The sequence below is a fragment of the Xanthomonas sp. NCPPB 3959 genome (assembly GCF_056675575.1).
The window spans coordinates 116,882-130,343 of record NZ_JBWWVR010000003.1 but is presented as its reverse complement, the minus strand read 5'-3'; the positions used below and the strand labels follow the sequence as shown (position 1 = coordinate 130,343).

10 protein-coding genes are annotated in these 13,462 nt (G+C 63.0%); 7 read left to right on the top strand and 3 right to left on the bottom strand.

Features of this window, described 5'->3' with window-relative positions; translation table 11 throughout:
- Nucleotides 1–6: 6 nt before the first annotated feature.
- Together AC1KVG_RS05055 and AC1KVG_RS05050 are read right to left on the bottom strand one after the other, a co-directional pair.
- On the bottom strand, nucleotides 7–264 hold the full coding sequence (locus AC1KVG_RS05055) for a Txe/YoeB family addiction module toxin (RefSeq protein ID WP_481093697.1): 258 nt from the start codon (nucleotides 262–264) through the stop codon (nucleotides 7–9).
- Nucleotides 261–512, bottom strand: coding sequence for a type II toxin-antitoxin system Phd/YefM family antitoxin (locus AC1KVG_RS05050; RefSeq protein ID WP_043888988.1), 252 nt, complete (start codon nucleotides 510–512; stop codon nucleotides 261–263). Before AC1KVG_RS05050 ends, AC1KVG_RS05055 begins: the two co-directional genes overlap by 4 nt.
- 185 nt (nucleotides 513–697) lie before the next feature.
- Between AC1KVG_RS05050 and AC1KVG_RS05045 the strand changes: the two genes are divergently transcribed.
- Nucleotides 698–1,024 carry a hypothetical protein gene (locus tag AC1KVG_RS05045; protein WP_481093696.1) on the top strand — a complete coding sequence of 109 codons (327 nt, stop codon included), beginning with the start codon at nucleotides 698–700 and terminating at the stop codon, nucleotides 1,022–1,024.
- Nucleotides 1,025–1,252: 228 nt separating this feature from the next.
- Here AC1KVG_RS05045 and prpR read toward each other — a convergent pair whose 3' ends face one another.
- Entirely contained in the window at nucleotides 1,253–2,854 is a 1,602-nt protein-coding gene (gene prpR, locus AC1KVG_RS05040; protein ID WP_481093695.1) for a propionate catabolism operon regulatory protein PrpR, read from the bottom strand.
- Between the two features lie 146 nt (nucleotides 2,855–3,000).
- Here prpR and prpB point away from each other — a divergent pair, with 146 nt between their 5' ends.
- From prpB to AC1KVG_RS05010, 6 genes are all read left to right on the top strand, one after another.
- On the top strand, nucleotides 3,001–3,897 hold the full coding sequence (gene prpB, locus AC1KVG_RS05035) for a methylisocitrate lyase (RefSeq protein ID WP_074056861.1): 897 nt from the start codon (nucleotides 3,001–3,003) through the stop codon (nucleotides 3,895–3,897).
- 75 nt (nucleotides 3,898–3,972) lie between these two features.
- Entirely contained in the window at nucleotides 3,973–5,127 is a 1,155-nt protein-coding gene (gene prpC, locus AC1KVG_RS05030; protein ID WP_481093694.1) for a bifunctional 2-methylcitrate synthase/citrate synthase, read from the top strand.
- A 207-nt stretch (nucleotides 5,128–5,334) separates the two neighbouring features.
- Complete coding sequence (gene acnD, locus AC1KVG_RS05025; protein WP_481093693.1) at nucleotides 5,335–7,977, top strand: Fe/S-dependent 2-methylisocitrate dehydratase AcnD; 2,643 nt, start codon at nucleotides 5,335–5,337, stop codon at nucleotides 7,975–7,977.
- A gap of 64 nt (nucleotides 7,978–8,041) precedes the next feature.
- Nucleotides 8,042–9,241 (top strand): 2-methylaconitate cis-trans isomerase PrpF, encoded by a 1,200-nt coding sequence (prpF, locus tag AC1KVG_RS05020; protein ID WP_481093692.1) that lies wholly within the window; start codon nucleotides 8,042–8,044, stop codon nucleotides 9,239–9,241.
- A 300-nt stretch (nucleotides 9,242–9,541) separates the two neighbouring features.
- Entirely contained in the window at nucleotides 9,542–11,758 is a 2,217-nt protein-coding gene (locus tag AC1KVG_RS05015; protein WP_481093691.1) for a TonB-dependent receptor, read from the top strand.
- A 106-nt stretch (nucleotides 11,759–11,864) separates the two neighbouring features.
- Nucleotides 11,865–12,836, top strand: a complete 972-nt coding sequence (locus tag AC1KVG_RS05010) for a nucleoside hydrolase (protein WP_481093773.1) — start codon at nucleotides 11,865–11,867, stop codon at nucleotides 12,834–12,836.
- Nucleotides 12,837–13,462 lie beyond the last annotated feature (626 nt).

The following is a 13,462-nucleotide window of genomic DNA, read 5'->3' as shown; positions in this document are numbered from 1 at the left end:
AGGGTCCTATGCGTAGTGGTAGCGCGCCTGAGCAATCAGCAGGATGCCATCCTCGGCCTTGTAGACGATCCGGTGTTCGTCGTTGATGCGGCGTGACCAGTAGCCCGCCAGCGCATGGCGCAACGGTTCGGGTTTGCCGATGCCCTGGAAAGGATCGCGCTGAATGGCCTTGATCAACTCGTTGATGCGTTTGAGCATCTTCTTGTCGGTCTGTTGCCAGTAGAGGTAGTCCTCCCAGGCATTGTCCGCAAACTGCAGAATCACTCAGCCAGTTCCCGTTCCTTGCCGCGACCGGCCTCAAGCTGGGCAATGGATTCCAGCAGCCGTTGCGCGCTCTTCGGGCTGCGCAGCAGGTAGGCGGTCTCTTCCATGGCCTTGTAGTCTTCCAGCGACAACATGACTACGGCGCGCTCACCGCTGCGCGTGATGATCACCGGCTCATGGTCATTGACGACACGGTCCATGGTGTCGGCCAGAGAGGCACGCGCGGCGCTGTAAGTGATGGTGTCCATGAGATGATCCGGATATGTACAGGAAATTGTACGTATGTGTCCGGGAGAGTCAACTGTCCAGTCTGCTGGCCTCCGGACTGGTCCAACGTCCCTGACCGTCATGCTGTTCCGGTTGTGCCTGCTTCTTGCGGGCCCGCGAATGAATCGCCATCCTGCAACACCCCCGCGTTGAAAAAGGAGTGGCGATGAAGACGCTGCTTGGAAGTGCTCTGGTTGCGATGGTGCTGATGGCCGGCTGTGCCCGCGATGTGGGCGAGCAGTACGTGGGCAAGTGGGTCAACGTGAAGTCGCAGAAGAACGTGCTGAGCATCGAGCACAATGGCGAGAGCTTCATCATTCGCGATACCACGCCGGAGTTGTTGGGCAGCGGCGTCAAGACAAAGAATCATCCGGCGATCTTGAACAAGGGTGTGCTGCAGGTGTCCAGCGCGGATGGCACCGTCAATTACGCGATCGATCAGGCGACCGGCCATTTGAGCACCGGCGATAGCGAGTACACGCGGGTCAAGTGATCGCTACGCGCTCGTTCAATGGGCGTGCGCTGGAGTGAGCGGCGGGATCGCATCACCAACGTAGCAGCGATCATGTCGTGTGGATTGCGTCGCTGGTTTGTGACTGCTGACCGCGAGTCTTGCGTTCTCAACGACGCGCCGCCAAGCCCTACGCTTGTGTCCTAAGCAGGCGATGCCAGAGCCCGCAGCTGTGTTTTAAGCACACGAAGCCAAGCGTGCGTTTGCATCCTAAGCACGCGATGCCAACGCGTGCGCCTGCATCCAGCGCCACAAGGTGGTGCGCGAGACGCCGAGTGCTTGTGCGGCGAGGGCGCGATTGCCGTTTGCTCGCTCGAGCGCTGTACTGACTGCTGTTGCAGTGAGTTGCATGCGCGAGGTTGCAAGATCGGTGTGTTGGACAGCTTCTATGCTGTCGCCAAGGTGTATGTCGAATAGCTCTGGCGCCCAGCTTTCCAATTGATCCAGGCTCAGGTTGTCGTGTGGCTGTGCTTTCCAATGAATGCATAGGCGTTCGACCAGATTACGTAGTTCGCGCACGTTGCCTGGCCACGCGTGCTGTTGCAGCCGCTGCAATGCCGTCGGTGTCAGTGGCGAAGGGATACTGCCAAGTTGCTGGAAGTAATGCGTTAGCAACAAGGCGATTTCGTTGGGTCGGTTGCGCAGCGGCGGCAGTGCGATGCGCAGCGCTGCCAGCCGATAAAACAGATCGCGGCGGAAGCGTCCTTGTTCGACCAGTGTCTGCAGCGGTTGCAGGCTGGCGGCGACGACGCGCACGTCGACAGCGACCGGCAGCGTGGCGCCGACACGTAGCACTTCCCGTTCTTCCAATACGCGCAATAAGCGTGTCTGCAGCGGCATCGGCAGTTCGCCGATTTCGTCGAGAAACAAGGTGCCGTCTTGCGCGGCTTCGATCAGGCCGGTATGCCCGCCGCGGCGGGCGCCGGTGAATGCACCGTCGCTATAGCCGAACAATTCAGCTTCCAGCAGCGATTCGCTGATGGCGCCGCAGTTGATGGCAACGAAGCGGCCGCGCCGACGGCTGCCGGAATGCAGTTGGCGCGCGACCAGTTCCTTGCCGGTGCCGGTTTCGCCGCTGATCAACACGGTGCCGGCATGTGGTGCGTACAGCTGCACCAACGCGCGCACGTGCGCCATTGCGTTGTCTTCGCCAAGCAAGGCATCGGTGCGGCGAGCGCGACGTGTGCCGGTGCGGCCGGTAGGGCGATCGTTACTGGGCGCGGTGCCCAAGGCGATGGCGTGTTCGAGCGCCAGGCGCACCGAATCTGCCGAATACAACAGCACGCCGGGCAAGCCGGCCTGTTCGGCGAAATCGATCGCCATGCCGGTGCCAACGATGACCTGGATGCCGCTGGCACGCAGGTCGGCGATGCAGTCGCGCGCGTCTTCGGCGGTGACGAAGCGGCGGTGTTCGATGTCGAGATCGAAGCTGTCCTGAAACGCGCGGAACGAGGGCACATCGGTGGCGTGGGTGACTACGCCGATGCGCGGCGCGATACGCCGTGCGCGCGCCAGCGCTTCCATCAGATCGAACCCGGTGGCCTGGATCGGAGCCAGCGGCAGCGCAAGCCGGCTGCGCAGATAGGCGGCGTTGGAGCCGCCGGCGACCAGCACGTCGCAGCGCTCGCGGCGCAGACGCTGGCCAATGACCTCCACTGCTTCGGCAAAGCCGAGATTGATCTGCTCAATGCGCGCGCGCTGGTCGAACTCGGGGATGACATCGGCCAGCAGGCCGGTCAGACGCGAGACGCTGACGGTCCAGATCACAGGTGATGAGACGTCGGAAGGCTCGGGGATGGAGGGCGTGCGCATCATGCAGTCGCGTTTCAATGACGTTCCATGCTGCTCCACACGTTGCGGGTTTGCAACAAATTGAAATGGTCTCGGCAGTCAAATCAAAGGGTTACAGTTGGCATGCCACTTGCGCTCATCACCACATCTCCAACCCAGGAACCGCCATGACGTCTTCGCCCACCGCTTCCGCCGGCACGCGCTTCCGCGCCGCACTGGCTGCCGAATCGCCGCTGCAGGTGATCGGCGCGATCAACGCCAACCATGCGTTGCTGGCCCAGCGCGCCGGCTACCAGGCGATCTATCTGTCTGGCGGCGGTGTGGCGGCCGGCTCGTTGGGGTTGCCGGACCTGGGTATCAACACGCTGGAAGACGTGCTGATCGACGTGCGCCGCATCACCGATGTCTGCGAACTGCCGCTGCTGGTGGATGTGGACACCGGCTTCGGGCCGAGTGCGTTCAACATCGAGCGCACCATCAAATCGCTGATCAAGGCGGGCGCGGCCGGTTGCCATATCGAAGATCAGGTGGGCGCCAAGCGCTGCGGACATCGGCCGGGCAAGGAGATCGTCAGCCAGGGCGAGATGGTGGATCGGGTCAAGGCGGCCGCCGATGCCAAGACCGATGCGGCGTTCTTCCTGATCGCGCGCACCGACGCGATCCAGATGGAAGGCGTGGATGCGGCGATCGAACGCGCCATCGCCTGCGTGGAAGCCGGTGCCGACGGTATCTTTGCCGAAGCCGCATACGACCTGGACACCTACAAACGCTTCGTCGATGCAGTGCGCGTGCCGGTGCTGGCCAATATCACCGAATTCGGCAAGACGCCGCTGTTTACCCGCGACCAACTTGCGCAGGCCGGCGTGGCGATCCAGCTGTTTCCGTTGTCTGCATTCCGTGCGGCCAACAAGGCCGCCGAGGCGGTCTACACCGCGATTCGTCGCGACGGGCATCAACAGGCCGTGCTCGAAAGCATGCAGACACGCGAAGAGCTGTACGAACGCATCGGTTACCACGGTTACGAGCAGCGCCTGGATGCGCTGTTTGCGCGCAAAGGCGCATGATCGCGCTCTGCTGCGCGCACGTTTCGCCACCTCATCCGTGACACCGCAACACGACATAGTTTGGGAGCTCATCGCATGAACGACACCGTCAATCCCGGCTTCAAGCCGAAAAAATCCGTTGCATTGTCCGGTACTACTGCAGGCAACACCGCGTTGTGTACGGTGGGGCGCAGCGGCAACGATCTGCATTACCGCGGGTACGACATTCTGGATCTGGCAACCACCAGCGAGTTCGAGGAAATCGCGTATCTGCTGGTGCACGGCAAGTTGCCCAACAGCGGCGAACTGCGTGGCTACAAGGCCAAATTGCGCTCGCTGCGCGGCGTGCCGGCTGCGGTGAAGGCTGCGCTGGAACAGCTACCGCCGTCGGCGCATCCGATGGATGTGATGCGCACCGGTGTGTCGGTACTGGGCTGTCTGCAGCCGGAGAAGGACGACCACAATCATCCCGGCGCGCGCGATATCGCCGACAAGCTGATGGCCTCGTTGGGCTCGATGTTGCTGTACTGGTATCACTACAGCCACAACGGCAAGCGCATCGAGGTGGAGACCCACGACGATTCCATCGGCGGACATTTTCTGCATCTTTTGCATGGATTTGCGCCCAAGGAGTCCTGGGTGCGTGCGATGCACACCAGCCTGATCCTGTACGCCGAACACGAGTTCAACGCGTCCACGTTCGCGAGCCGTGTGATTGCCGGTACCGGTAGTGATATGTACAGCGCCATCGCCGGCGGCATCGGTGCGTTGCGCGGCCCGAAGCACGGTGGCGCCAACGAAGTGGCCTTCGAAGTGCAGAAGCGTTACGACACGCCGGATGAAGCCGAGGCCGACATCAAGGCGCGCGTGGAGCGCAAGGAGGTGGTGATCGGCTTCGGGCATCCGGTCTACACCGTGTCCGATCCGCGCAACAAGGTGATCAAGGAGGTGGCGTGCGAGCTCTCCGAGGAGCAGGGCAGCCGCAAGATGTACGACATTGCTGAGCGGCTGGAGACGGTGATGTGGGACATCAAGAAGATGTTCCCCAACCTGGATTGGTTCAGTGCGGTGAGCTATCACATGATGGGCGTGCCGACCGCGATGTTCACGCCGTTGTTCGTGCTGGCGCGCACCGCCGGTTGGAGCGCACACATCATCGAGCAACGCGTGGACGGCAAGATCATTCGCCCCTCGGCCAATTACACCGGGCCGGAAGATCAGGTGTTCGTGCCGTTGGATCAGCGCCCCTGAGAACGCGCCAGCCGTTGGAGTGGTCCACCTCGATCGCCGTCGTTCAATGAAGGCGATCGAGCTCTCGCAAGCGCGATGAGAGATGGCAAAACCCCAAAGGCGTCTGAGACTCTAATCCGAATCCCGACTCCCGACTCCCGACTCCCGAATCCCGAATCCCGAATCCCGAATCCCGAAATGCCCCCGCCCGCTTCGATATCGCCAGCCATGAACAGCCAGTACCGCAAGCCCCTGCCGGGCACCTCGTTGGACTACTTCGATGCACGCGCCGCCGTGGACGCGCTGCAACCAGGCGCGTACGCAACGCTGCCATACACCGCGCGCGTGCATGCCGAAAACCTGGTGCGGCGTGCCGAGCCGCAGATGCTGGAGGCGTACTTGCGTCAGTTGATCGAGCGCAAGCGCGACCTGGATTTCCCGTGGTTTCCGGCGCGCGTGGTCTGCCACGACATTCTTGGGCAGACTGCCCTGGTCGACCTGGCTGGCCTGCGCGATGCGATCGCCGAGCAGGGCGGCGACCCGGCGCAGGTCAACCCGGTGGTGCCGGTGCAATTGATCGTCGATCACTCGCTGGCGGTGGAATACGCCGGTTTCGACAAGCAGGCCTTCGCCAAGAATCGCAGCGTGGAAGACCGTCGTAATGCCGACCGCTTCCACTTCATCGAATGGACCAAGCGCGCGTTCGAAAACATGGAAGTGATTCCGCCGGGCAACGGGATCATGCATCAGATCAACCTGGAGAAAATGTCGCCGGTGATCTACACGTTGGATGGCGTGGTGTTTCCGGATACCTGTGTGGGCACCGACAGCCACACCCCGCATGTAGATGCGCTGGGTGTCATCGCGGTGGGAGTGGGCGGATTGGAAGCGGAAAACGTGATGCTGGGGCGCGCATCGTGGATGCGCTTGCCCGACATCATCGGTGTGGAGTTGCTCGGTAGACCAGCGCCCGGCATCACCGCCACCGACATCGTATTGGCGTTGACCGAGTTCCTGCGTCAGCAACGTGTGGTCGGCGCGTATCTGGAGTTCTATGGCGCCGGTGCCAGCGCGTTGACCATTGGCGACCGCGCCACCATTTCCAACATGACGCCGGAGTTCGGTGCCACCGCGGCGATGTTCTATATCGACCAGCAAACGCTGGACTATCTGCGCCTGACCGGTCGCGAAGACGCGCAGATTGCATTGGTGGAAACCTACGCACGCCACACCGGCTTGTGGGCGGATGACTTGGTCACCGCGCAGTACGAGCGCGTGCTGCAGTTCGATCTGGCCAGCGTGGTGCGCAACATGGCCGGCCCGTCCAATCCGCATAAGCGCGTGGCGACCAGCGAGCTGGCCGAGCGCGGCATTGCCGCTACGTGGGAAGACGTGCCGGGCCAGATGCCCGATGGTGCGGTGATCATCGCGGCGATCACCTCGTGCACCAACACCTCCAACCCACGCAACGTCATCGCCGCCGGTTTGCTGGCGCGTAATGCAAATGCACGTGGACTGACCCGTAAACCGTGGGTGAAAAGTTCGCTGGCGCCGGGTTCCAAGGCGGTGCAGTTATATCTGGAAGACGCCGGCTTGTTGAGTGAACTGGAACAACTGGGCTTCGGCATCGTGGCGTTCGCGTGCACCACCTGCAATGGCATGAGCGGCGCGCTGGATCCGGTGATCCAGCAGGAGATCATCGACCGCGATCTGTATGCGACTGCAGTGTTGTCGGGCAACCGCAATTTCGACGGGCGCATCCATCCGTATGCCAAGCAGGCGTTTCTCGCATCGCCGCCGTTGGTGATTGCCTATGCCATCGCCGGCACGGTGCGCTTCGATATCGAAAAAGATGTGCTGGGTATCGATGCCGATGGCGTGGCGGTGACGCTCAAGGATCTGTGGCCCAGCGATGCGGAGATCGATGCGGTGGTGGCGCGCAGCGTCAAGCCGGAGCATTTCCGCAGCGTTTACGACCCGATGTTCAAGCGCAGCGTGGGGCAGGGCATGCAGGTGAGCCCGCTGTACGCCTGGCGGCCGACCAGCACCTACATCCGTCGCCCGCCGTATTGGGAAGGTGCGTTGGCCGGTGCGCGCAGCTTGCATGGCATGCGTCCGTTGGCGGTGTTGGGCGACAACATCACCACCGATCATCTGTCGCCTTCGAATGCGATCCAGGCCGGCAGTGCGGCCGGTGAATACCTGGCACTGATGGGCGTGCCGGAAGAAGATTTCAATTCCTACGCCACCCATCGCGGCGACCACCTCACCGCGCAGCGCGCCACCTTCGCCAACCCCAAACTGATCAACGAAATGGCGGTGGTCGATGGACAGATCACCGCCGGCTCGTTGGCGCGTCTGGAGCCGGAAGGGCAGGTGCTGCGCATGTGGGAGGCGATCGAAACCTACATGACGCGCAAGCAGCCGCTGATCATCATTGCCGGTGCCGATTACGGCCAGGGGTCCTCGCGTGATTGGGCGGCAAAGGGCGTGCGTCTGGCCGGTGTGGAGGTGATCGTGGCCGAAGGCTTCGAGCGGATTCACCGCACCAATCTGATCGGCATGGGTGTGTTGCCGCTGGAGTTTAAGCCCGGCACCGACCGCAAGACGCTGGGCATCGACGGCAGCGAAACCTTCGACGTGATGGGCGAACGCACGCCCGGCGCCACGCTGACGCTGTCGATCCATCGGCGCAACGGCGAGCAGCTACAGGTGCCGGTGACGTGCCGGCTGGATACTGCCGAAGAAGTGTCGATCTACGAGGCGGGCGGCGTGCTGCAGCGGTTTGCGCAGGATTTTTTGGAGAGCCGGGAATCGGGAGCCGGGAATCGAGATGCGTTGAAAGCGACATCGGCATCGCAGGCACACTAGCGTCCATGGCTCCCGGCGTCGTACTGCCGCTCTAATCCCCAATCCCCAATCCCGGCCTTCACCCATGACCCATCTCCCCCAACTCCGCATTCCCGCCACTTATATGCGCGGCGGCACCAGCAAGGGCGTGTTCTTTCGCCTGCAGGATTTGCCTGCCGCCGCGCAGCAGCCTGGTCCTGCGCGCGATGCGTTGTTGTTGCGGGTGATCGGTAGCCCCGATCCGTATGCCAAGCAGATCGATGGCATGGGCGGGGCGACTTCGAGCACCAGCAAGAGCGTGATTGTCTCTGCAAGCACGCGCACCGGGCACGATGTGGACTATCTGTTCGGGCAGGTGTCCATCGACAGTGCGTTCGTGGACTGGAGCGGCAATTGCGGCAATCTGTCGGCGGCGGTGGGGCCGTTTGCGATTGCCAATGGCCTGATCGACCCCGCGCGAGTGCCGCGCGATGGTGTGGCGACGGTGCGGATCTGGCAGGCCAATATCGGCAAGACCATCGTGGCGCATGTGCCGATGACTGATGGTCAGGTGCAGGAAACCGGCGACTTCGAACTGGATGGAGTGACCTTTCCGGCGGCCGAAGTGCAGCTGGAGTTTCTCGACCCGGCCGATGCTGCAGAAGGCGAGGGCGGGGCGATGTTCCCCACCGGCAAGCTGGTCGATCAGTTGGAGATTCCGGGCCTGGGCACGATCGCCGCAACGCTGATCAATGCCGGCATCCCGACCATCTTCGTCAACGCGCGCGATCTGGGCTACACCGGCACCGAGTTGCAGGAGGCGATCAATGGCGACCCGCGTGCGCTGACGATGTTCGAGACCTTGCGTGCGCATGGTGCTGTGCGGATGGGCTTGATTGCGAAAGTGGAAGATGCCGCCACGCGGCAACACACGCCGAAGGTGGCGTTCGTTGCGCCGCCGGCCGATTACACCGCGTCAAGCGGCAAGCCGGTGCACGCGGCCGAACTCGATCTGCTGGTGCGCGCGATGTCGATGGGCAAGTTGCATCACGCGATGATGGGCACTGCGGCGGTGGCCATTGCGACCGCGGCGGCGGTGCCCGGCACGTTGGTCAATCTTGCAGCGGGCGGCGCGACGCGCTCGGCGGTGCGCTTCGGGCATCCGTCTGGCACGTTGCGCGTTGGCGCCGAGGCGCAATTGGTGGATGGCCAGTGGCAGGTGACCAAGGCGCTGATGAGCCGCAGTGCGCGGGTGCTGATGGAAGGTTGGGTGCGGGTACCGGGTGATGTTGTGCAGGCCCAGTGATCGGCGCCAAGCGTCATGGAATGCCGCTGCCACCGCTGGCGATGTCAACGCTTTTCCCATGAGTGGAACAGCAGGCTCAAGCCTCCTTTCTAGGCGACCCATTACCAGGCGCCGGGCCTGAGACCCAGTACGCACCAACGCACAAATTGCACGGCCGCGTTGCATTAATTCGAACACCTTTTCGAATTCCGAAAACTTTTTCGCACGCGCTCTGCCAAATTTGTGTAAATCGTGTTAATTCTGTTGCAACGCGGCATGCAGAATCAGGCCGTTCCGCCACCAGAATTCGGAGTCTTTCCCATGTCCGCCAGCCGGTCGCTCAAGATCAGCGCGCTCGCCGTTGCCGTCGCTTCCCTTCTTCCGTTCCATGCCGCTGCCCAGCAGGCGCCCAGCGACGACGGTGTCGTGCGTCTGGACGCGGTCAAGGTCACGGTCGAACGCCGTTCGGAAGACTCCAAGGATGTGCCGGTGTCGGCCTCGGTGCTGCGTCCGGAATTTCTGGATGCCATCTCAACCAGCGGCTCGGATATCCGCGTGCTCGCCGGCAAGGCGCCCAGCCTCAATATCGAATCGTCCAACGGCCGTGTGTTCCCGCGCGTGTACATCCGCGGCTACGGCAACACCGACTTCAACACCTACGCCTCGCAGCCGGTGTCGCTGATCTATGACGACGTGGTGCAGGAAAACGCGTTTTTGAAGGGCTTCCCGATCTTCGATCTGGAAGGTCTGGAAGTGCTGCGCGGCCCGCAGGGCACGCTGTTCGGCCGCAACACGCCGGCCGGCGTGGTCAAGTTCAACTCGGTCAAGCCGACCATCGGCGCCAATGAAGGCTACGCCAGCCTGTCGTACGGCACCTACGGCACCATGACGCTGGAAAGCGGCCTGAGCATCGCCATGGGCGAGCATTGGGCGGCGCGTCTGTCCACGCTGGGCCAGCGCCGCGACGATTGGGTGGAAAACAGCGACGGCCGCGATCTGGAAGGCTATACCGACTCGGCCGTGCGCCTGCAGCTGCTGTATCAGGCCAGCGACGATTTCAGCGCGCTGTTCAACGCGCATGCGCGTCACCTGGACGGCACCGCGCGCCTGTTCCGCGCCAACATCATCCAGCCCGGCACCAACCAGTTGGTGGACGGCTTCGACGAAGAAAAATCCTTCATCGACGGCGCCAACAATCAGGAACTGCAGACCTACGGCGGCAGCGCCAATCTGACCTGGGATCTGGGCGACATCGCACTGCACTCGATCACCGCCTACGAAGGCATCGGCAAGTACTACAGCCGCGGCGATATCGACGGCGGCTTCGGCGCGGTGTTCGCACCGCCGTCCGGCCCGGGCGTGATTCCGTTCCCGGTGGAAACCGCCGGCGGCATCAAGAGCCTGGACCAGTACAGCCAGGAACTGCGTGCCGAATCGCAGTACGAAGGCCCGCTCAACTGGCAGGCCGGCCTGTACTACTTCCATGACGATGTGGAAGGCGAAAACTACACTTACAACACCTTCAGCGGTGGCGACCTGGCCAGCTATCAGCTGACCCGTCAACGCAACACCTCATGGGCGGCGTTCGGCTCGTTGAACTATGCGGCGACCGATCGCCTGAACCTGCGCGCCGGCATCCGCTACACCTACGACAAGAAGACCTTCGACGTGCTGGCGCTGGACCGCGTCACGCTGGTCGAGCCCTCCAGCGGCGAGACCGACAACTCCAAGGTCACCGGCGATCTGGCGGCGACGTTCTCCATCAACGACGACGTCAACGTGTACGCGCGTGCGGCACGCGGTTTCCGTGGCGCCAGCTTCGGCGTGCCCTCGGGCACCGCGCCGCTGACCGTGGCCGAGCCGGAGACAGTGGATTCGTTCGAGATCGGCATCAAGTCCGACCTGTTCGACAACCGCGCACGTCTGAGCTTCGATATCTACGATTTCCGCGTCAAGAATCAGCAGCTCACCGCAGTGGGCGGCGTCTCCAACGACGTGCGTCTGCTCAATGCCGACAAGACCAAGGCGCGCGGCGCAGAGTTCGACTTCGAAGCGCTGATCACCCAGAACCTGCGCGTCACCGCCGGTGGCGCCTACAACTGGACCCGCATCGACGACCCGAGCCTGTCGGTGGGCGTGTGCCGCACCTGCACCGTGACCGACCCGCTCAATGCGGCCGGCAACGCGCTGATCGACGGTAATGATCTGCCGCAGGCGTCCAAGTGGATGGCCAACGCCACGCTGCGTTACGGCATCCCGATGGGCAACGACGGCGAGCTGTTCTTCTACACCGACTGGTCCTACCGCAGCGAAGTGAACTTCTTCCTGTACGACTCCAAGGAATTCACCGGCCAGCCGCTGGTCGAAGGTGGCGCCAAGATCGGCTACAACTGGGGCGCGGGTGCGTACGAGCTGTCGGTGTTCTGCCGCAACTGCACCAACCAGATCCGTGTGACCGGTGCGATCGACTTCAACAACCTCACCGGCTTTATCAACGATCCGCGCATCGTCGGTGCGCAGTTCCGCGCCAATTTCTGATCGGCGTTGTGGTGTAGCACTCTCGAACCGCCGGCTATGATGCCGGCGGTTTTTTTGTGGCGGCAGGAGGAGATGAATGCAGCGGATATGGCGTAATGCATGGTGGATGGTGGGGCTGTGGTGTGCGTCGGCAGTGGCGTGGGCGCAGACGCCTGCCGCGGGTGCAGCGCAAGCGGTGCCAACGGCTACGTCCACCGAGTTGCTGGTGGTCTCCACCGATATCGGCGACGACATCGACGATGCGTTTGCGTTGGGGTTGCTGCTGCGTAGCCCGCAGTTGCGCGTGCTGGGCATCGCATCGGCCTGGGGCGATACCAGCTTGCGTGCGCAGTTGTTGCAGCGCCTGTTGCAGCAAGCCGGGCGGAGCGAGGTTCCGTTGGCGGTGGGCGCACGCACCACCAGCACGATCGCTTTCAGCCAGGCGCGTTGGGCGGCCAAGGGACAGTTGCCAGGCAAGCTGCCGGATGCGGCGCAGATGATCCTGCAGCAGGCGCGCCAGCATCCCGGTCAGGTGACCTTGCTGGTGTTGGGGCCGATGACCGACGCCGCATTGGCGCAGCAGCGCGACCCGGCCGGCTTTGCCAAGCTCAAGCGCATCGTGGCGATGGGCGGCTCGGTACGCGTTGGCTATGGCAAGTCGGCGTATCGCCCGGCCAGTTCGCCGGCACCGGAGTACAACATCCTCTCCGATGTCGCCGCCGCCCAGCGGGTGTTCGCGGCCGGCGTGCCGATCGTGTTGCTGCCCTTGGACGCCACCCAGATCACGCTGGAAGAATCCGAGCGCATCGCCTTGTTTGCACAGGGCGATGGGCTCACCGATGCGCTCACTCAGCTGTACTACCAGTGGCGCAATACCGACCAGCCCTGGGCCAGTGCCACGCCCACCTTGTTCGACGCGGTGCCGGTGGCCTGGCTGCTGCGCCCCGCGCTGTGCCCGACCACGCCGTTGCATCTGGATGTCGATGCGCAGGGGTATACCCGCGAAGGCGCTGGCATACCGAACGTGCAGGCCTGCCTGCGTGCGGACAAGCCGGCGTTGATCGACCTGTACATGCGTACGTTGTTGCAGTTGCACTAAGAGCGGCGAACAAAACGACTTCACGCCGGTCCGTTGCAGGGCCGCTGAGCTGCGACTTGGCTGCAGAGCCCTTGCCCGCCCACCATCGCGGGACACGCCGCAAGTACGTCCCTGTAGGCTCTTACGCGGCATCCATGCCGCGTAAGGTCCCGCGACGGTGAGCGGGCAAGGACCAGTGGAGATGGTCGGTCTGCGTAGCTTCAACAAAAGCAGCCGACGAATTTTCTGGCGCTGTGAGGGCACCGTACACTCGACCGACAAGGTTTCTTACCTGAGCTTCTGACTGCATCTAAACGGCGCTACGACTCAAGTCTCAGCGTGTCGAAGTGATTGCTCAGCGCGGATAGACCAGTCGTAGAGCGGCTGATCTGCGGTTTGGTTGCAGGGCCCTTGCCCGCCCACCGTCGCGGGACACGCCGCAAGTACGTCCGTGTAGGCTCTTACGCGGCATCCATGCCGCGTAAGGTCCCGCGACGGTGGGCGGGCAAGGACCAGTGGAGATGGTCGGCGTGCATGTTTTCAACAACGCAACCCATCAACTCTCTGGTGCGGTGTCCTCGCCGATTGCGGGACCATGTGGCGGCATGGATGCCGCCACTGAGCCTCCACGGACGGATTCACGGCGT